At 47.2% G+C, this 20,700-nt stretch carries 15 protein-coding genes; 4 read left to right on the top strand and 11 right to left on the bottom strand.

Annotated elements, in window-relative coordinates:
• Positions 1 to 59 precede the first annotated feature (59 nt).
• The 4 genes from FOT42_RS16755 to gcvT form a co-directional block, all read right to left on the bottom strand.
• Positions 60 to 770, bottom strand: a complete 711-nt coding sequence (locus tag FOT42_RS16755) for a YebC/PmpR family DNA-binding transcriptional regulator (RefSeq protein WP_151891672.1) — start codon at positions 768 to 770, stop codon at positions 60 to 62.
• Positions 771 to 842: 72 nt separating this feature from the next.
• Positions 843 to 1,124 (bottom strand): 4a-hydroxytetrahydrobiopterin dehydratase, encoded by a 282-nt coding sequence (locus tag FOT42_RS16750; protein WP_151891671.1) that lies wholly within the window; start codon positions 1,122 to 1,124, stop codon positions 843 to 845.
• 51 nt (positions 1,125 to 1,175) lie between these two features.
• Positions 1,176 to 1,994 (bottom strand): sugar nucleotide-binding protein, encoded by an 819-nt coding sequence (locus FOT42_RS16745; protein ID WP_151891670.1) that lies wholly within the window; start codon positions 1,992 to 1,994, stop codon positions 1,176 to 1,178.
• Between the two features lie 7 nt (positions 1,995 to 2,001).
• Positions 2,002 to 3,090: a glycine cleavage system aminomethyltransferase GcvT gene (gene gcvT, locus FOT42_RS16740; RefSeq protein WP_151891669.1), complete on the bottom strand. Its 1,089-nt coding sequence runs from the start codon at positions 3,088 to 3,090 to the stop codon at positions 2,002 to 2,004.
• A 146-nt stretch (positions 3,091 to 3,236) separates the two neighbouring features.
• Here gcvT and FOT42_RS16735 point away from each other — a divergent pair, with 146 nt between their 5' ends.
• Positions 3,237 to 4,853, top strand: a complete 1,617-nt coding sequence (locus FOT42_RS16735) for an aminopeptidase P family protein (RefSeq protein ID WP_151891668.1) — start codon at positions 3,237 to 3,239, stop codon at positions 4,851 to 4,853.
• 2 nt (positions 4,854 to 4,855) lie between these two features.
• On the opposite strand, the gene thrC is transcribed toward FOT42_RS16735, so the two are convergent.
• The 3 genes from thrC to thrA form a co-directional block, all read right to left on the bottom strand.
• Positions 4,856 to 6,148, bottom strand: coding sequence for a threonine synthase (gene thrC / locus FOT42_RS16730; RefSeq protein WP_151891667.1), 1,293 nt, complete (start codon positions 6,146 to 6,148; stop codon positions 4,856 to 4,858).
• A gap of 128 nt (positions 6,149 to 6,276) precedes the next feature.
• Positions 6,277 to 7,209 (bottom strand): homoserine kinase, encoded by a 933-nt coding sequence (locus FOT42_RS16725; protein WP_151891666.1) that lies wholly within the window; start codon positions 7,207 to 7,209, stop codon positions 6,277 to 6,279.
• 2 nt (positions 7,210 to 7,211) lie between these two features.
• Positions 7,212 to 9,656 carry a bifunctional aspartate kinase/homoserine dehydrogenase I gene (gene thrA / locus FOT42_RS16720; protein WP_151891665.1) on the bottom strand — a complete coding sequence of 815 codons (2,445 nt, stop codon included), beginning with the start codon at positions 9,654 to 9,656 and terminating at the stop codon, positions 7,212 to 7,214.
• A gap of 259 nt (positions 9,657 to 9,915) precedes the next feature.
• Between thrA and FOT42_RS16715 the strand changes: the two genes are divergently transcribed.
• Positions 9,916 to 11,451, top strand: a complete 1,536-nt coding sequence (locus FOT42_RS16715; protein ID WP_151891664.1) for an NAD(P)H-hydrate dehydratase — start codon at positions 9,916 to 9,918, stop codon at positions 11,449 to 11,451.
• Here FOT42_RS16715 and FOT42_RS16710 read toward each other — a convergent pair.
• Together FOT42_RS16710 and FOT42_RS16705 are read right to left on the bottom strand one after the other, a co-directional pair.
• Positions 11,448 to 11,867: an STAS/SEC14 domain-containing protein gene (locus tag FOT42_RS16710; protein ID WP_151891663.1), complete on the bottom strand. Its 420-nt coding sequence runs from the start codon at positions 11,865 to 11,867 to the stop codon at positions 11,448 to 11,450. The genes FOT42_RS16715 and FOT42_RS16710 overlap by 4 nt on opposite strands.
• A gap of 158 nt (positions 11,868 to 12,025) precedes the next feature.
• Positions 12,026 to 14,578: an ATP-dependent Clp protease ATP-binding subunit gene (locus tag FOT42_RS16705; RefSeq protein WP_151891662.1), complete on the bottom strand. Its 2,553-nt coding sequence runs from the start codon at positions 14,576 to 14,578 to the stop codon at positions 12,026 to 12,028.
• A 260-nt stretch (positions 14,579 to 14,838) separates the two neighbouring features.
• Here FOT42_RS16705 and gyrA point away from each other — a divergent pair, with 260 nt between their 5' ends.
• Together gyrA and FOT42_RS16695 are read left to right on the top strand one after the other, a co-directional pair.
• Entirely contained in the window at positions 14,839 to 17,364 is a 2,526-nt protein-coding gene (gyrA, locus tag FOT42_RS16700) for a DNA gyrase subunit A (RefSeq protein ID WP_151891661.1), read from the top strand.
• A gap of 34 nt (positions 17,365 to 17,398) precedes the next feature.
• A complete protein-coding gene (locus tag FOT42_RS16695; RefSeq protein WP_151891660.1) occupies positions 17,399 to 18,661 on the top strand; it encodes a tetratricopeptide repeat protein in 1,263 nt (420 codons plus the stop codon).
• Between the two features lie 50 nt (positions 18,662 to 18,711).
• Here the strand turns inward: FOT42_RS16695 and FOT42_RS16690 are convergent, their stop codons facing one another.
• Both FOT42_RS16690 and FOT42_RS16685 read right to left on the bottom strand, forming a co-directional pair.
• Entirely contained in the window at positions 18,712 to 19,464 is a 753-nt protein-coding gene (locus FOT42_RS16690; protein ID WP_151891659.1) for a C40 family peptidase, read from the bottom strand.
• An 18-nt stretch (positions 19,465 to 19,482) separates the two neighbouring features.
• Positions 19,483 to 20,658: an acetyl-CoA C-acyltransferase gene (locus tag FOT42_RS16685; protein WP_151891658.1), complete on the bottom strand. Its 1,176-nt coding sequence runs from the start codon at positions 20,656 to 20,658 to the stop codon at positions 19,483 to 19,485.
• Between the last annotated feature and the right edge of the window lie 42 nt (positions 20,659 to 20,700).

Raw genomic sequence — 20,700 nt, 5'->3', positions numbered from 1 at the left:
CAATAAAAGCCTCTATTGATATAGAGGCTTTTACGCGTATTTAAAGGGTGTGATCGTATTTATTCCTGCATGGTGTGGTACACGTTCTGGACATCGTCATCTTCTTCGATTTTTTCCAGCAACTTTTCCACATCGGCCGCTTCTTCCTCCGATAATTCTTTGGTAACCTGTGGGATGCGCTCAAAACCTGAGGATATGATCTCGATTTCCCTGGATTCCAATTCCTTTTGAATGGCCCCGAAATTCTCGAACGGCGCATAGATATGGATACCGTCCTCATCGGCAAACACCTCTTCCGCACCAAAATCGATCATTTCCAGTTCCAGTTCCTCTGGGTCTATCCCATCCGCTTTGACGGTAAAATTGCAAGTGTGGTCGAACATGAACTCCACAGATCCCGAAGTCCCGAGGCTACCATTGCATTTGTTGAAATAACTTCTGATGTTAGCCACGGTACGGGTATTGTTATCCGTGGCGGTCTCGATCAAGATGGCGATCCCGTGCGGGGCGTAACCTTCAAAAAGTACCTCTTTATAATCGCCTTGGCTCTTGTCAGACGCCCTTTTGATGGCCCGTTCTATATTGTCCTTGGGCATGTTCACCGCCTTGGCATTCTGAATTACCGCGCGCAGTTTGGAATTGGCATCGGGGTCGGGGCCACCTTCCTTGACGGCCATGACAATATCTTTTCCAATTCTGGTGAACGCTTTGGACATGGCTGCCCAACGCTTCATTTTACGTGCTTTTCTAAATTCAAACGCTCTTCCCATATCAATCTTAAATTCTGGATAGGGGCAAATTTAGCAAAAAATGCACCTTTGTCAAGATGAATATATAGGGGTTTATCCGACTATATTTTCAATGGATTTTGCAAGGACAATATCCTTTTGTGTCACCCCTCCGGCATCATGCGTGTTGAGGGAAATGTTCAAGGTGTTATAGACATTTTCCCAGTCGGGGTGATGGTTCTGCGCCTCGCATTCAAAGGCAATACGTGTCATTGCGGAAAAAGCCTCCTTGAAATCCTTGAATTTGAAGGACTTTGTAATGGAGCCATTTTTATAGGACCACCCCTGGAGTTCCCCTAGGGCCGTGTTGATTTCATTTTCATTCATTTTTTCCATAACTGTGATTTTTTTAAAGTTAGCCAAATCCAATGGAAAAGTCCAGTCATCTCAAACCGAAATGTGGTGGTCTATAATTTCTTGGCAGGTGATCTGTAGATTTTTGGGGAGCTTGTGGTCCTTCGGCAATGCGGCAAGATAGCGGTCCTCATTGGTGGTATAGACCCTTTTGAGAATGGGGTGGTAATTGCCCATACGCTGAATGATATCCTTGATGAACTCCTCGTGCTGGATAAGATCGCTGCTGCCCAGATGGAAAATCCCCGTCTTGTTGCGGTTGATGAGGTAATGGATCTGCTGGGTAAGCCTGTCATCATTCGTTACATTGATGATAAGGTTCGGGAAGACCTCAATGGGTTCGTTGCTGTCCAGAAGGGCCTTGATTTCCCTCACTCGGGGCGATTTGTTCCCAAAGACCATGGGCACCCTCAATATGGCCGTCTTTTCCTTGGGCAACCGCATCATCATGTTCTCAATTTTTATCTTGAGGCGGCCAAACACACTTTCGGACAGCGTCTTGTCATATTCATACGAAGGGTATTTGCTATAAGCGTCAAAAACGTTGGCGGAAGAGATGAAGTAAAGCTTGGCCTTGCTCTTCATTAAGTACTCCATCAAGTGTTGATGGGCCTGGATCTGCGCAGGAAAATTGCCACGGAGGGCAGAAATGATCACATCCGGATGGACTCTTTCCAAGATTTGGAAAATATCGTCCTCTTCCAGGTCATACCTGAAAAATTGCTTGTTGGTAGAGAAGGAACGGTTGGAAAAATAGGTGCCGTAGGTGTCGAAATAGGAGCAGAGTTCTTTGTATATGGCATTCCCCACAAATCCGCTCGCCCCTAATATCAGAATCTTCTTTTTCTCCAAATGTTGTCTAGGTGTTTTTATAGAAAGGCAATTTCACAATGGTTGCCGGAACTTTGTTGATGCGTATTTTGATATGGATGGGGGAACCCACTTGGGAATGGTCGGTCGGGACATAACCCAACCCGATTCCTTGCGAAAGGGAGGGTGACATGGTCCCGGAAGTAACCTTGCCAATTTCATTGCCATCCTTGTCCAAAATGGGGTACCCGTTCCTGGGAATGCCCCTTTCCTCCATCTGGAAAGCGATCAATTTTCTTTTTGGTCCTTCCTCTTTTTCCTTGGCCAAGGCCTCGCTGTTCACAAAGTCCTTGGTAAACTTGGTGATCCATCCCAATCCGGCCTCAAGGGGAGAGGTGGTGTCGTCAATGTCGTTGCCATACAGGCAATAGCCCATTTCCAGACGTAAGGTGTCGCGGGCGGCCAATCCGATGGGCTTGATGCCAAAACCGGCACCAGCCTCCATTACCTTGTCCCATACTTGTTTCACCTCGGAATTTTTGCAGTAGATCTCAAACCCACCGGAACCTGTATATCCTGTGGCGGAGATGATCACGTAATCGATGCCTGCAAAATCAGCTACAACAAAGTTGTAGAAACCAATTTCGGACAGATTTACTGAAGTCAAGGATTGCATGGCCTCCACAGCTTTTGGCCCTTGGATGGCAAGCAGCGAATAATCGTCCGACAGATTGCGCATGTCGGCACCAATGTCCTTGTTGTATTTGGAAATATGCTCCCAATCCTTTTCAATATTGGAGGCATTCACTACCAAAAGGTAGGTTTCTTCCTTGACGCGGTACACAATCAAATCGTCCACGATCCCACCCGTCTCGTTGGGCAAACAGCTGTACTGTGCCTTGCCGATGGTCAGTTTGGAAGCATCATTGGTGGTCACTTTTTGAATCAGTTCCAGGGCCTTTGGTCCTTCGACCAAAAATTCACCCATATGCGAAACATCAAATACCCCGACGCCCTTGCGGACGGTTTCGTGTTCGATGTTCACCCCTTCATAGGAAACGGGCATGTTGTAGCCCGCAAACGGGACCATTTTTGCACCGAGTGCCTTATGTGTTTCAAAAAGAGCCGTATTTTTCATTTTTACCATTTTTAAAGCTTGGCAAATTTATAGAATTAATTAAGGATTCAAATGCTTAAAACTCTTATCATTTCCATAAAATGGAAGCTCTTTTTCACTAATGCACTTTTCATAAAAAGTTGTATTTTGAACCAAATACCGATCACATGAAAAAACTCACACTAAGTGCATTGTTTACCTTGATGTTGGTTTCCTTGGCAGTGGCCCAAGGGACCCCGACCGATTATTTGTCCGCCGATTTCCACAAGCAAAGAAGGGACGAGGCCAGAAGATTATTGCCGCCCAATACCGCGGTGGTCCTTTTTGCCAATGCTGAAAGAAACCGGGCGAACGACGTGGATTATATTTACCACCAAGACCCCAATTTTTATTATTTGACGGGCTATAAGGAACCCAATGCCGTACTGGTCCTATTCTCCGAACCGCAGACCGATGCATCGGGCAAACAGTTCAATGAGATCATCTATGTGCAGGAGCGCAACGCCAGGGCAGAACAGTGGACCGGGAAACGGTTGGGCGTTGAGGGCGTGAAGGAAAAATTGGGCTTCGATATGGTATATAATGGAAAGGAATTTGAAAACTTTCCTGTTGATTTTGCAAAATTCGATATCGTCTCCTTTGTGGATTTCAAGAACGATTATCGCGACCAAAGTGGTAATGCGGACCTTTTCGATCTGATAAAGACCTTCAAGGAAAAAGCAAACTATCCGTCAGATTATAACCCCATCAGAAACGAACTATATGCCATGATCTCTTCGGATGATGGAAGCAAAACGGATGAGTTGGTAAAAACGGTCGAAAGGTATTTGAACCGTTTTCCAGAGATGAAGGAAGATGAGTTCCTCAACGACTTTGTAAATGCATCCAACGATGACCTGCGCAAGGAAGTCAAAAACAAAGTGTTGATGGTCCAACAATCCAATAATTTGGATTCCAAAGTATTACCTATGGTAATGGCCCAATTGAGGGAGACCAAGACCCCAGAAGAAATGAAACTGTTGCGGAAGGCCGTCGAGATTTCCGCCGTGGGGCAGATCGAGGTCATGAAGGCCATGCACCCCAATATGTCTGAGACCGAGATACAGGGTGTGCACGAATATGTCTATAAAAAATATGGGGCCGAATACGAAGGTTACCCATCTATAGTGGGTGGCGGCAATAACGGTTGTATCCTCCATTACATCGAGAACAACAAGATGGAGGTGGGGAACGACCTCGTGCTGATGGACCTTGGAGCGGAATACCATGGCTATACGGCCGATGTGACACGTACCATCCCTGCCAATGGAAAGTTCACCCCAGAACAAAAGGCCATCTATGACATCGTTTACAATGCCCAAGAAGCGGGAATAAAGGCCAGTGTAGTGGGAGCTCCGTTCCAGGCCCCGGGAAGGGCCGCTTATCAGGTAGTGGCCGAAGGTTTGCTGAAACTGGGCATTACCAAGAGTGAAGATGAAACAAAGATCTATTTTCCCCACGGCACCTCCCATTATTTAGGATTGGACGTACACGATCAAGGTACTTATGTACCGTTCAAGCCCAATACCGTGATCACTGTGGAACCCGGCATCTATATTCCTGAAGGCAGTGCATGTGATAAAAAATGGTGGGGCATTGCCGTGCGAATCGAAGATGATATCCTCATCACCGAAAACGGACCGGTCAATCTATCCGAGATGGCCCCAAGGACCACGGAGGCCATTGAAGCCATGATGAAGCAGCCCAGTCCATTGGACGATTTTAAATTGCCAAAACTGGATTGATCCTAGGCCAGCAAAAAATCCTTTAGGTCTTCGTAGGAAGAAATGATATGGGATTTTTTCTCCCGATCCATCACCTTTTGGATTTGGGGTGGAATGGCCGGGCTCAAGCCCAAGGTCTCTTCCACCACGTCCAAGAACTTGACCGGATGTGCTGTTTCCAGAAAGATACCAAAGGTATCCGGATGCTGTTTTTGGTATTCCTTCAGTCCCAAATACCCCACTGCGCCATGCGGGTCCATAACGTATCCTGTTTTGATGTGGATTTCCTTCATTGCCTTTCGGGTCATTTCGTCAGTGAACGAATAGGATGATAAGTTTTCACGCAAGGTGTCCAAGTCATCTTTGTAGAGGTGCCTGATACGGACAAAGTTGCTGGGGTCGCCCACATCCATGGCATTGGAAATGGTGGCAACGGAAGGCACGGGTTCATAGGTTCCCTTTTCCATGAATTGGGGAACTACATCGTTCATATTGGTGGAGGCCACGAAATGTTGTACGGGCATCCCCAATTTTTGGGCCACCATGCCGGCGCAGATGTTCCCGAAATTTCCGGAGGGTACCGAAAACACGATTTCCCTTCCTTTGGATTTGGCCTGTTTGTAGGCAAACAAAAAGTAGAACAGTTGGGGCAGCCATCGGGCCACATTGATGCTATTGGCAGAAGTCAATTTTTTATGGTCCGTTATGCCCGAATCCAAAAAAGCGGTCTTTACCATGCGCTGACAATCATCAAAGGTGCCGTGCACCTCCATGGCCTCGATATTTTGTCCCAAGGTGGTCAATTGCTTTTCCTGTATATCGCTCACTTTTCCGCTGGGGTAGAGGATGACGACCTTTACGCCATCGACCCCCAGAAAACCATTGGCAACGGCACCCCCGGTATCCCCCGAAGTGGCCACCAAAACGGTGACATCCTGTTTTTCCCCTTTTGAAAAATAACCAAGGCAATTGGCCATGAAACGTGCGCCCACGTCCTTGAAGGCCATTGTTGGGCCGTGGAAAAGTTCCAAGGTGGCCACATTGTCCTCGATCTCGACCACAGGAAATTCAAAGTCCAAGGTGTCTGCGATGATTTTTTTCAGCACATCATCAGGAATGTCCTCGTTAACAAATTGATGGATTGCCCTGAAAGCGATTTCATGGTCGGACAGGGATTCGATCTCATCAAAAAAAGCAGGAGGCAATGCATCTATGCGCTCTGGGAAGTACAATCCTTTGTCCGGAGCGATACCTGCAATGACAGCATCTTTAAATGAGGCTTGTATATTTTGGCTGTTTAGGCTATAGAATTTCACACGAATAAATTTAGATTAATAAACATATTTATATGTGATTGAATAGGTTTGTTTTTATCAGAAGTCGAAGGCATTACGTTGTGAGCAGTCAATTGAAAGGTAAAGGTCATGGGGCTTACGTCTATTTTCTAATCTTTTATGTCTATTATCTTTACGCCTTGGGCATTTATTTTGGAGATGTGTATGTCAAAATCGATTCCGATGGGTTGATAGGTTTCCTTCATGGATTGGGCCACTTTTTTGGCATTTTCTTCCCCTTTGCTGAGGGCAAAAATGGAAGGCCCTGAACCGGATATCCCACTTCCAAGCGCCCCGGCCTTGAGTGCGTTGGCCTTGATGTCGTCAAAGGCCGGTATAAGGATGGAACGGATGGGTTCCACGATATGGTCGTGGAGGGAACGCCCGATGAGGTCGTAATCACTTTGGAAAAGACCGGCAATCAATCCACCCAGGTTTCCCCATTGTTGGATGCCCTTTTCCAAGGAAATGGTCGTCTTTAGGATTTTCCGGGAATCGGAGGTCTTGACCTCTATTTGCGGATGGATCACGGTGGCATACAATTCGGCAGGGGTAGGGAGGGAAATGATGTCCAAGGGATCATAACTGCGCACCAAGGTGAACCCTCCATAAATGGCAGGGGCCACATTGTCGGCATGGGCCACATCACTGGCCAGTTTTTCCCCTTGCATGGCAAACTGTACCAGTTCCAAGTTGGAAAACGGTTTTCCCAGCAGTTCGTTCATGGCCCAAACGGCACCTGCGGAACTTGCCGCGCTGCTGCCGATACCACTTCCCGGTTTTATCCGCTTATCGATCTCTATCTCGAATCCCCCTTCATAATCACTTTTTGCCAAAAGGGCCAGACCTGCAACGCCCGAAACATTTTTCTCGGTTTCCAAGGGAAGGTCCTGTCCGATTATTTTGGTAATCCGGATGCCTTTTTCCGTGGTCTTTCTAACGATCATCTCATCGCCCACGGAATCCAGGGCGAGTCCGAGCACATCGAACCCGCAAGAAACGTTGGCGATAGTGGCAGGGCAGAATATTTTGATTTCTTCCATGGTCAAAAATTTCCGATTCGAATGATATCGGCAAAGATACCCGATGCGGTGACATCGGCACCTGCACCGGCCCCTTTTATGATCATGGGTTGGTTGGGGTAGCGCTCCGTGAAGAACAGCACGATGTTGTCGCTCCCTTCCAAATTGTAAAAATCATGTCCCTTGGGGATTCTTTGCAAGCCTACCTTGGCTTTGCCATCCTCGAACTGGGCCACATATTTCAGCTTACAGTCCATATTGGCGGCTTCCTTGTACATGGCCTGAAAATCGCTCTCATATTTTTTCAAGGATTCAAAGAAGGCATCGTTGGAATTGGTTTCCAAGCTTTCTTTTGGCAAAAAGGATTCGTTTTCAATGCTGTCGATATCCAGTTGGTGCCCACTTTCCCTGGCCAAGATCAAGATTTTGCGCATCACATCGATACCGCTTAGGTCAATGGTCGGGTCAGGTTCGGTATAACCCTGTTCCTGGGCCTGTTTCACCACATCGTGAAAGGTGACCGAATCGTTGAACGTGTTGAACACGAAGTTAAGGCTTCCGGAAAGCACGGCCTGTATCTTTTTCACCTTGTCGCCCGAAGCAATAAGATGTTTCAGGGTGTCTATGATGGGCAGTCCCGCGCCCACGTTGGTCTCGAAGAGGAAAGGGGCATTGTATTTTTTGGACAGTTCCTTCAGTTCCCTGTAGTAGGCATAGTCCGAAGAACACGCGATTTTATTGCAGGTTACCACGGAAATGCTATTTTTCAGGTAATCGGGATAGCTTTGTGCCACTTCCAAGTTGGCAGTATTGTCCACGAACACGCTATTGCGAAGGTTCAGGGATTTTACCTGGTCAAAGAACAATTGTTTGTCCGCTTTTTCGCCATTGGCCAATAGGCTTTCCCAATCCTTTAAGGGAATACCGTTCTCGTCAAAGACCATTTTTCTGGAGTTGCTGATGCCGATGACCCGGATATTGAGCTTGAGCTCTTCTTTCAGGTATTTTTTCTGTTGACGGATCTGTTGGAGGAACTTGGATCCCACATTGCCCACGCCCATCACAAATAGGTTGAGCTGTTTGATGTTCTCCTCAAAGAAGGTCTCGTGCAGCGAATTGAGTGCTTTTTTCACATCATCCTTTTTGATGACCGCCGAAATGTTCCGTTCCGATGCGCCTTGGGCGATGGCCCTGATGTTCACATTGTTCTTGCCCAAAGTACTGAACATTTTACCGCTCAGGCCTTGATGACTTTTCATGTTGTCGCCCACCAATGCCACAATGGTAAGGTCCTTTTCAACGATCACAGGTTTTATCTTCTTGCTGGAGATCTCATAGGCAAAAGTGTCATTCACCGCTTCGGCGGCCACGTCAACATCCTCATCCGCAATGCCCACACAGATGGAATGCTCGGAAGAGGCCTGCGTGATCAGGACAATGCTGATGTTTTTTAGCGAAAGGGTCTCGAAGAACCGCTTGGAGATTCCAGGGATACCGATCATACCCGGCCCTTCGAGGGACAAAAGGCTGATGTTGCCCACATGGCTGATGCCACGGACCGTCTTCCCATTGCCATTATTGTTCTTGGCAATCAACGTACCCGGATTCTCGGGCTCAAAGGTGTTTTTGATGGCAATGGGAATCTCTTTGCCCAAAACGGGTTGGATGGTGGGAGGGTAGAGCACCTTTGCCCCAAAATGTGAAAGTTCCATGGCCTCTTCATAACTGATATGGGAAACACATTTAGCTTGCTTCACAAGTTTGGGATTGGCGGTGTACATGCCGCTTACATCGGTCCAGATTTCCAAGAGACTCACCTGCTGTGCCGCCGCTATGATGGCCGCAGTGTAATCCGAACCACCCCTGCCCAAAGTGGTGGAATTGCCCGATTTGCTTGCTGCCACAAATCCGGGCAGTACGGTGATTTTATCAGCATTTGCGTTAAAAAAGGCATTGCAATTGGCATTGGTCCTTTCAAAGTCCACATTGGCCTTCCCATAGTTATTGTCCGTGATGATGAGCTCGCGGCTGTCCTTGAAAGCGGCATCCAATCCTTCGGATTTGAAAAATTCACTGATGATATAGGAAGAAAGTAGCTCACCATAGCTTACGATCTTGTCCGAAAGTTTTGGGGTGAGCTCACCAATCAAAAAGGATCCTTCCAAGAGGGTTTCCAAAGTGTTGAGGTCGCTCTTTACCTTGCTCAACACGGTGCTCTGTGCGCGGACGGGGACAAGTTCCCTGATGGCGGAAATGTGTCTGTCCTCGATTTGCTTCAGGGATTCTTTGTAAGCGGGGTCTTGGTTGGATGCCAAACGGGAGGTGTCCAATAAAAGGTCGGTAATGCCCCCAAATGCGGAAACCACGACCGCTATGTGTTCACTGTTGTTTTTTTCGACAATGGATTTGACCTTGCGTATATTGTATGGATTGGCCACGGAAGTGCCACCAAATTTTAAGATTTTCATGATGGAAAAACTGTTGTAATAAATTATTGAAAAGAGTAAAAAACGGACGGATGATATATAGCAGACTTACCCCAAAGGGGTGGTAATGGTGATGGTGAAGATAGATGAAAGTGATTTCATCTGTTTCGGTTCCATATCCGTTTGTTTTATCTGCATTATGCTGTAATGAGGTGATAAAAGTAGTACATTTGGGTGCTTCATCAAATCCTTTGTGATGTTTTTTGCGAAATCCTCACGAATGACCAACTTTTTTTGCTGAATGAAAATTTTTTCCGCACCTCAAATCTATCAAGCTGACAAATCCACAATAGAAAAACAGCAGATTTCCAGTGACATACTCATGGAACGTGCCGCCACCCAGCTGTTCGAATGGATCCATTCCCGGTTGAGGGGAACACAGGTAAAGATCCAACTGTTCTGTGGCATAGGGAACAATGGTGGGGATGGCATGGCGCTTGCCCGATTATTACTGGAACACGACTATTCCATCAAGGTCTATGTGGTCAATTATAGTGAGAAGCGTTCCGAAGATTTTCTTTTGAACCTGGAGCGGTTGAAAGAGCGGAAGCTTTGGCCCGATTTCTTGACCAAGGAAAGTGAGCTGCCCGAGATTTCCCCTGATGATATTGTGGTGGATGCCATTTTTGGCATTGGCCTGAACCGGCCACCCGATGCATGGGTGGGGCGTTTAATTCAGCATATCAATGCTTCACGCGCCTTTGTATTGGCAGTGGACATTCCATCGGGATTGCCTTCGAACGGGGCTCCTTGGAATCCTTCGCATGTGATTCAGGGCAGTTATGTCTTGAGTTTTCAGGTGCCCAAATTGGTTTTCTTCCTTCCAGGAACAGGGGTGTACATCAACCAATGGGAGTTATTGGACATTGGTCTGGACACAGAGGTCCTTCAGAAAACGGAAACGGATTTTGAACTGATCGGCAGACCTGAAGTGTTGCCCATGTACCGCCCCCGACTCAAGTTTTCCCATAAGGGAACGTACGGACATTCCGTGATCATTGGTGGGAGTTATGGCAAAATCGGAGCGGTACAGTTGGCGAGCAATGCCTGTTTGACCGTAGGAAGTGGTCTAGTGACGGCCTTTGTACCCAAGTGTGGATATGATGCTCTGCAAACCGCAGTTCCCGAAGTGATGGTTTTGACGGGTTCCAGGGACAAGAGTATTTCGGGCATAGAAATTCCATTTGAGCCCACTGCGGTCGGAATCGGGATGGGAATAGGCATGGATGATGATACGGTTGCGGCCTTTAGTGCTTTCCTGAAAGAAATGAAAAAACCCATGGTCATCGATGCCGATGGTTTGAACATTTTGGCCAAGTATCCAGAAATGCTGGAGGATGTTCCGGAGTTTTCTATCCTCACGCCCCACCCCAAAGAGTTGGAACGATTGGTGGGAAAATGGAAGGACGATTTTGAGAAATTGGAGAAGACCAAGGCCTTTTCTACCAAACACAATGCCATTGTTGTCATCAAAGGGGCACATACCATTACTGTATATAAAGGGAAGGGTTATGTGAACACCACTGGCAATCCGGGCATGGCCACGGCTGGCAGCGGGGACGTACTGACCGGGACGATCACGGGCTTGATGTCTCAAGGGTATCTCCCTTTGCAAGCAGCCATCTTTGGGGTCTATCTACATGGACTGGCAGGCGATGTCTGTGCTTCCAAAAATGGATATGAGGCCGTGAAGGCTTCCGGGATTGTGGAACATATAGGAAGTGCCTATATGGAACTACTGCGGCAACCAGAGGCGGAAAAAAGTGATAATACCTAACCTTTGTCCTTTCCCTTACCGTTTTTGAGCTTCTTTTTTACCCAGGCCAGCGCATTGTCAAACTCGATGAAGAACTCCATACTCTTCTTGTAGAACAACTTTTCTATCTTGAAGTTGTGCATATCGATTTCTTTCTTGGAGACAATGGCAAAGGCTTTAAGATTATCCAGCCCTCTCAGGTAATTGTATATGGTTGGATCTATGGCATAGGAATTTTTTCGCAGACTGATATAGCCAAAGTCCTGGTCCCGAAAATGGATTTCCGAGATACCGATGATCTGGTAGGCCCTTTCCAAAGTGACGGTGGCACCTTCATCGAAATTGGCCACCATGTAATTATCAAAAACTTGGACCATTCCGATGTCCAAGTGGTATTCGCGTACAACAACGGTCTTCTTTGTAGAAGTGAATTTCATCCCCAAAATGTAATTATAGTGTCTCTGTAACGAAAGTATATGGAAAGCGAAGGGAGGTGAAAAATACTAGATTAAACGCGCAAATATCGTTTGTATGGTAAAATGCCATAAAAAAAGCTGGCCAATGGCCAGCTTTGTATGTAGAGCGTACGTTGGTACTACTCAGTTTCGGGTGACTTTTCAGTCTTCTTGATTTTGATGGTGAGCTCTTCCTTTTTCTCGTCCAGGTCCATAAAGATGCTGTCCCCTTCCTCCAGTTTGGAGTTCACGATCTCTTCGGCAAGCACATCCTCGATATATTTTTGGATGGCCCGCTTCAATGGCCTGGCACCATATTGCTTGTCAAAACCTTTGTCAGCGATATAGTCCTTGGCCTTGTTTGAAAGACTGAGGTCGTATCCAATATCCTTGATCCTTCTGTAAAGTTTGTCCAGCTCTATCTCAATGATCTTGTGGATATCCTCTCTTTCCAACGGATTGAAGACGATCACATCATCTATCCTGTTGAGGAATTCAGGGGCAAAGGCTTTCTTGAGCGCACTTTCGATGACACTCTTTTGATGGGTGTCCTCCTGTGCCTTTTTGGCGGCAGTTCCAAAACCTACACCCTGTCCAAAATCCTTCAACTGGCGTGCCCCGATATTGGAGGTCATGATGATGATGGTGTTCCTAAAATCGATCTTGCGTCCAAGGCTGTCCGTCAAGAACCCATCGTCCAACACCTGCAAAAGCATGTTGAACACATCTGGATGTGCTTTTTCCACTTCATCCAAAAGGATGACGGAGTAGGGCTTGCGGCGTACCTTTTCGGTCAATTGCCCGCCTTCTTCATAGCCCACATATCCAGGAGGTGCACCCACCAATCTGGATATGGCGAATTTTTCCATGTATTCGCTCATGTCTATGCGGATGAGGGCATCTTCGGAATCAAAAAGTTCCTTGGCCAAAATCTTGGCCAACTGTGTTTTTCCGACCCCCGTCTGTCCCAAAAAGATAAAGGACCCGATGGGTTTGTTGGGATCTTTCAGTCCCGCGCGGTTACGTTGGATGGCCTTGGCCACCTTGGCCACGGCTTCGTCCTGTCCGATCACAAAACCTTTGATCAGGTTGGGCAGTTCGGCCAATTTGTTGCTTTCGGTCTGTGCAATCCTGTTCACGGGGATACCGCTTATCATGGAGACCACATCGGCCACATTGTCCTCGGTCACGGTTTCCCTGTGGAGTTTGCTTTCCTCTTCCCAACGTTCTTGGGCGGCTGCCAAATCTTTCTCCAGACGTTTTTCATCGTCACGGAGCTTGGCGGCCTCTTCGTATTTTTGTTTTTTGACCACACTGTTCTTCAGTTCGCGCACATCTTCCAACTGGCTTTCCAGTTCCAAGATCTGTTTGGGCACGTCCATGTTCACTATGTGCACTCGGGAACCGGCCTCATCGAGGGCATCAATGGCCTTGTCCGGCAAAAAGCGGTCCGTCATATACCTATTGGTCAATTTCACACAGGCCAAAATGGCCTCATCGGTGTAGTTGACATTGTGGTGGTCTTCGTACTTGCCTTTGATGTTCATCAAAATTTCGATGGTCTCCTCCACAGTGGTAGGCTCCACCATTACTTTTTGGAAACGGCGTTCCAAAGCACCATCTTTTTCGATGTACTGTCTGTACTCATCAAGTGTCGTTGCTCCGATACATTGGATCTCGCCCCTTGCCAAGGCAGGTTTGAACATGTTGGAGGCATCCAGACTGCCCGTTGCGCCACCTGCACCAACAATGGTGTGGATTTCATCAATGAACAAAATGATGTCATCGTTTTTCTCCAGTTCGTTCATTACCGCTTTCATACGTTCTTCGAACTGGCCACGATATTTGGTCCCGGCCACCAACGAGGCAAGGTCCAAGGTGACCACGCGCTTGTTGTACAGGATGCGGGATACTTTTTTGTTGATGATGCGCAATGCCAATCCTTCGGCGATGGCACTTTTACCCACGCCGGGCTCACCAATGAGCAGGGGATTGTTCTTTTTCCTTCGGCTCAATATCTGGGAGACGCGCTCGATTTCCTTTTCGCGGCCCACCACGGGATCAAGTTTGTTGTCCTCGGCCAAACGGGTGAGATCACGGCCAAAATTGTCCAGGACTGGGGTCTTGGATTTCTTGCTACCCTTCTGCCCGGAACTGGAGCCGAAAGTGCTTTCCTTTCCATCGCCTACATCATCGGCATCGCCTGGGAAGGATTCCGCCTGTGGGGAATCTATGTAATCATCGTCACTGGTGATCATGGATTTGAACTGTTCTTTGACGTTATCGTAATCCACTTTCAATTTGTGCAGCAATTTGGTTGTGGGATCGTTCTCGTTCCTAAGGATGCAGAGCAATAGGTGCGCCGTATTGATGGAAGAACTTTGAAAAAGCTTTGCTTCCAAAAAAGTGGTCTTCAACGCACGCTCGGCCTGTCGGGTTAGGTGCAGGTTCTTTTTGTCCTTTTGAACAGTTCCCGAGTTCGGATTGGCGGGGCTCAGGATCTCCACCTTTCTGCGAAGGTGTTCCAGGTCCACATCCAATGCGTCCAATATGTTGATGGCCTTGCCATTTCCATCTCTCAAAAGACCCAGCATCAGGTGTTCCGTTCCAATGAAATCATGGCCCAATCTCAGGGCCTCCTCCTTGCTGTATGCTATAACGTCTTTTACTCTTGGGGAAAAATTATCGTCCATAGGTTTCTTTTTCAGCAATTAAAATTAATAAAAGTATTGTTACATAGGTCAAATACCGTACCCATATTCGACAAACTAGTGGGAAATGTCGGAATATGGAGGTTTTTCTTACCGATTTAACACAGCTTTATTATAATGTGGGGACCAGGGCAAAACTGTTGATAATTTTTTTAATAAAGTAACCGCCCAGGGCTGTAAAAGCTGCTATTTTCTGTATATTGCCATGATATTTTAACCACAAAAAACAATAAGATTTTAGCATGGCGGAAGGAGAAAAGTTAATTCCTATCAACATTGAGGATGAGATGAAATCTGCCTACATCGATTACTCGATGTCGGTCATTGTGTCACGTGCCCTGCCAGATGTTCGTGACGGGCTCAAGCCGGTTCACCGAAGAGTGCTCTTCGGGATGCACGAACTGGGCGTTAGATCTACAAGTGCACATAAAAAATCTGCCCGTATCGTAGGGGAGGTATTGGGTAAATACCATCCACACGGGGATACTTCGGTCTATGACACCATGGTGCGTATGGCCCAGGAATGGAGCCTAAGGTATATGTTGGTGGATGGCCAGGGAAATTTTGGCTCTGTTGACGGGGATAGCCCAGCGGCCATGCGTTACACCGAGGCCAGGATGCGAAAGATCGCGGATGAGATGCTGGCCGATATCGATAAGGAAACTGTGGACCATCAACTCAATTTTGATGATTCCCTTCAAGAACCCACCGTTCTTCCTACCCGTGTTCCCAACCTTTTGGTAAACGGGGCTTCGGGTATTGCCGTGGGTATGGCGACCAACATGCCACCCCATAACCTGTCAGAAGTAGTGGACGGGACCATTGCCTATATCGACAACCACGATATTGAGATAGATGAGCTGATCACCCATATCAAGGCTCCCGATTTTCCGACCGGAGGGATCATTTATGGATATGAAGGGGTGAAAGAAGCTTTCCACACAGGAAAGGGCCGTGTGGTCATGCGTGCGAAAGCCTCATTTGAAGAGGTGCAGGGCAGGGAGTGCATCATCGTGACCGAGATACCCTACCAGGTGAACAAAGCGGACATGATCAAAAAGACCGCCGATCTGGTAAACGAAAAGAAAATCGAAGGAATCGCCTCCATCCGGGACGAATCCGATAGAAAGGGAATGCGCATCGTTTACATCCTTAAGCGAGATGCCATCCCCAATATCGTACTGAACACCTTGTACAAATACACGGCCCTCCAGTCGTCGTTCAGCGTCAACAATATTGCGCTTGTCAAAGGTAGGCCACAATTGTTGAACCTGAAGGAGATCATCCACCACTTTGTGGAACACAGGCACGAAGTTGTGGTGCGCAGGACGACCTACGAACTGAAAAAGGCCGAGGAGCGGGAGCACATCTTACAGGGACTTATCATCGCATCGGACAATATCGATGAGGTGATCGCCATTATCCGTGGTTCTTCCAATGTGGACGAGGCACGGACCAATTTGATGGAACGCTTCAAACTGTCCGAGATACAGGCCAAGGCCATCGTGGAAATGCGTTTGCGCCAATTGACCGGATTGGAGCAGGACAAACTCCGTGAAGAGTACGAAGAATTGTTGAAGACCATCGAAGACCTCAAGGACATTCTTGCCAAAAAAGAGCGCAGGATGCAGATCATCAAGGAAGAATTGTTGGAAATCAAGGAAAAATATGGTGACGAAAGAAGGTCGGAGATCAACTATGCGGGCGGAGACCTTAGCATTGAGGATATGATCCCCGATGAGCAAGTGGTGATCACCATTTCCCATGCCGGCTATATCAAAAGAACCTCGCTTTCGGAATACAAGACCCAAAACAGGGGTGGTGTGGGGCAAAAGGCATCATCCACCCGAAATGAGGATTTTCTGGAGCATTTGTTCGTGGGGACGAACCACCAGTACATGTTGTTCTTCACCCAAAAAGGAAAATGTTTCTGGATGCGTGTCTATGAAATCCCAGAAGGAAGCAGGACCTCCAAAGGAAGGGCCATCCAGAACTTGATCAACATAGAGATGGATGACAAGGTAAAAGCCTTCATCTGTACGCAAGACCTTAAGGATGAAGATTATGTGAATAGCCACTATGTGATAATGGCCACCAAAAAGGGAATTGTGAAGAAGACTTCTTTGGAACAATATTCAAGGCCCAGACAGAATGGTATCAATGCCATAACAGTGAGGGACGATGATGAATTGTTGGAAGCCAAGTTGACCACGGGTGCCAGCCAGATATTCCTTGGTTTGAAATCCGGGAAAGCCATCCGTTTTGAAGAAAGCAAGACCCGACCCATGGGTAGAAATGCTTCCGGTGTTCGCGGGATTACCTTGGCAAACGATAAGGATGAAGTGATCGGAATGGTCTCCGTGCACAATATGGAAGAGGATATTCTTGTCGTATCCGAAAACGGTTATGGAAAACGCTCCACCATTGAAGACTATAGGGTCACCAACCGTGGAGGAAAAGGGGTCAAGACCATTTCCATTACGGCCAAGACTGGAGGTCTTGTTGCCATCAAAAATGTGACCGATACCGACGATTTGATGATCATCAATAAATCAGGGATAGCCATACGGATGAGTGTAGAGGACCTTAGGGTCATGGGAAGGGCCACACAAGGGGTGCGCCTTATCAATCTAAGGGACGGCGACTCCATTGCTGCAGTGGCCAAGGTCATGAAGGAGGACGATCCCGTTGAAGAAGCCGACATCCTTGATATTGAGGTGAAAGGGGAAGATGGCACGGCGATTGATAATGATAACGAGAATAATTAAATAAACACAAACACTAAATAATTACATTTTTGACATGAAGACTAGAATTTTAATATTACTTGCCCTGGGAATCTCAACTATGGGTTTTTCCCAAAAGGATGAGATCAAGGAAGCAGAAAAAGCCTTGAAGGATGGAGATGCCGCAGCTGCAAAAACAGCTTTGGAAGGGGCAGCTTCCACTATTGATGCCGCAGACGAAAAACTGCAGGCACAATACTATGCCGTAAAAGGGAACGTATATTCTGATTTGGCCAAAAAGGGGGACGCAACAGCATTTCAGCCAGCAATCGAAGCCTATAACAAGGTCATTTCCGTTGAAGAGGCCAGTGGGAAATCCAAATATACCTCAGTAGCAAAGGAGAAATTGTCCCAAATGACCGCTGATTTAGTCAATGCAGCAGTGGAGGACAACAACAACCAAAAGTTCAGTGAAGCTGCCGAAAAACTCTACATGGGCTACAAACTAAGCCCACAGGACACCATTTATCTGTATTATGCAGCCAGTAGTGCGGTGAACGGACAGAACTATGAGAAGGCATTGGATTATTACAATGAGCTCAAAGAAGTGGGCTATGATGGTAGCGGAGTCACTTATACTGCTGTCAACATTGAAACGGGAGAGACCGAGACCATGGACAAATCGACCCGTGATCTGTACGTAAAAGCTAATACACACAAAGATCCAAAAGAGGAAAAGAGCCCATCCAAGAAGCCGGAGATCGTAAAGAACATTGCGTTGATCTATCAGCAATTGGGTGACAATGAGAAAGCTCTTGCCGCTTATGCCGCTGCCAGGGCCGAAAATCCTGAAGATGTAAACCTAGTTTTGGGAGAGGCCAATCTACACTACACTTTGGGAGATAAGGACAAGTTCAAGGAAATGATGGCGCAAGCCTCAGAAATGGCTCCAGACAATCCAGATTTGCTATACAATATTGGGGTCATCAATATGGAGCAGGGCAATTTGGAAGATGCCAGGGATGCCTACAAAAAAGCATTGGCCATAGATCCAGGCTATATCAATGCCCTATTGAACCTTTCCACTACCTACGTGAACGAAGGCAACGGTCTTATTGACGAAATGAACGCTTTGGGCAGCTCCAAAGCGGATATTGCCAAATATGACGAATTGAAAGAGAAAAAGGACAGTCTTTTCAAAGAAGGGGCAGGCGTTCTTGAAAGTGCCTTGAAAACCAATCCTGATAACGAAAGTATCCTAACCCAATTGAAGAACATCTACGGGGCTTTGGGGGATACCGAAAACTTTATGAGGATCAAAAAGTTATTGGGAGAATAGTCCTTCCCCAAACATCAAAAAAAGGCCCCGGAAAATTCTAGGGCCTTTTTTTATATGATTTTTTTTATGACCCGGAGCTTATGGGTGTACAACTTTTCTTGGGTGTTGAAGATGCCCGTATGGTCCAAACGGTCTATCCGCACATGACCGTTCACATGGATGATATAATTGTCCCTCAGTATAATGCCCACATGGTCAATGAGGCCGTCTTGGTCATCAAAAAAGGCCAGGTCGCCAGGTTCACTTTCTTCAATAAAACTTAAGGCTTCTCCTTGTTTGGACTGGGCTCCAGCTTTTCGCTCGAGGGCATATCCGTTTATTTTATAGACCATCTGCGTGAAACCTGAGCAATCTATGCCAAAAGGAGTCTTTCCCCCGGCCAGATAAGGGGCCTTCAAGTACATAATGGCCGTATCCACCAAATTATCCTTGGGCTTCACTTCACTGATATGACTCCCCTCAAAGGAATGGCCCAAAAGCGATGAAGAACTTACCATCGAACCCAATAGTACAGGGAGTAACATACCATCATCGGCACTAATGTGCGAGATGATGTCAGAGGATATTTTTTTGTTTTGCTCTGAATCCAATCGGTGGTACACACCCTCGGCAATAAGGAGAATCTGGCTATTGGAGACCCAACCTTCATAATTGTCATGTGCCGTTCTGATCCTGCTCCATTTTTTTCTGTGCTCCAACACTTTGAAATGTTCACCATATAGAAGTTGCGAGGACATTTCAGAAGCATCATCGGGAGTTGTTCTGATGGGAACAATGCTCAGTGGACAAATTCCATATTGCATTTACAGTAGATTGAATCGCTAGTATTTTTCCAAAACAATTGCAGATGCGCCGCCACCACCATTGCAAATGGCCGCAGCTCCCAATTTGGCATTGTTCTGTTCCAATATGTTCAACAATGTAATGGTGATCCTGGCACCGGAGCAGCCCAGCGGATGCCCCAAAGACACAGCCCCCCCGTTCACGTTCACGTTGGAGGCGTCCAGTCCAAGAAGCTTCATGTTGGCAAGTCCCACAACCGAGAAAGCCTCGTTGAATTCAAAATAATCGATGTCCCCAATGGAAACCCCGGCCCGATCCAGTGCTTTGGGAAGTGCTTTTGCAGGGGCGGTGGTGAACCATTCCGGTTCGTGGGCGGCATCGGCATATCCTTTGATGACAGCCAATGGTCGTAGGCCCAGTTCCTTGGCTTTTTCCTCGCTCATGAGCACCAGGGCCGCAGCACCGTCGTTTATGGTGGAGGCATTGGCCGCCGTGACCGTGCCATCTTTGGTGAAGGCGGGTCGTAGCGAAGGAATTTTGTCCAGTTTCACGTTCTTGTACTCTTCATCCTCGCTGACCACAATGGGCTCTCCCCTTCTTTGGGGAACTTCTACAGGAACAACTTCATTGTTGAACTTTCCTGCTTTCCATGCATCCGCGGATCTTTGGTAGGATTGGATGGCATAGGCATCTTGATCTTCACGGCTGAATTCATATTTGGTGGCACAGGCATCGGCACAGACGCCCATGGCATTTTGGTCATAGGCATCCACAAGGCCATCCTTTTGCATACCATCAAGCAATGTGGCGGGTCCAAATTTGGTCTCGCTCCTCAAATAGGCATAGTGTGGGATAAGGCTCATATTTTCCATGCCGCCCGCCACCACGATGGAATTTTCGCCGAGGGCAATGGATTGGGCTGCCTGCATTATGGATTTCATTCCAGAGGCACATACCTTGTTTACCGTGGTACAGGGAACGGTATTTGGGATACCGGCATAGATGGCTGCCTGTCTTGCAGGTGCCTGCCCTGTCCCGGCCTGTACCACATTTCCCATCAGCACCTCCTGCACAAGTTCGGGCTTCAAATTGATTTTGTCCAGGGCACCTTTTATGGCCACGGCCCCCAATCTGGGTGCCGGAACGGTGGAAAGCGACCCCATAAAGCTCCCGATCGGGGTCCTGGCGGCTGAAACGATGACGACTTTTTTCATATGTGCATTTTTACTTCTGCGAAAATACTAAAATTAAATGCA

Source organism: Flagellimonas hadalis (assembly GCF_007785775.2).
Lineage (GTDB): Bacteria > Bacteroidota > Bacteroidia > Flavobacteriales > Flavobacteriaceae > Flagellimonas > Flagellimonas hadalis.
Note: the sequence above shows the minus strand (reverse complement) of the source record. Positions and strands in the feature narration are given on the sequence as shown.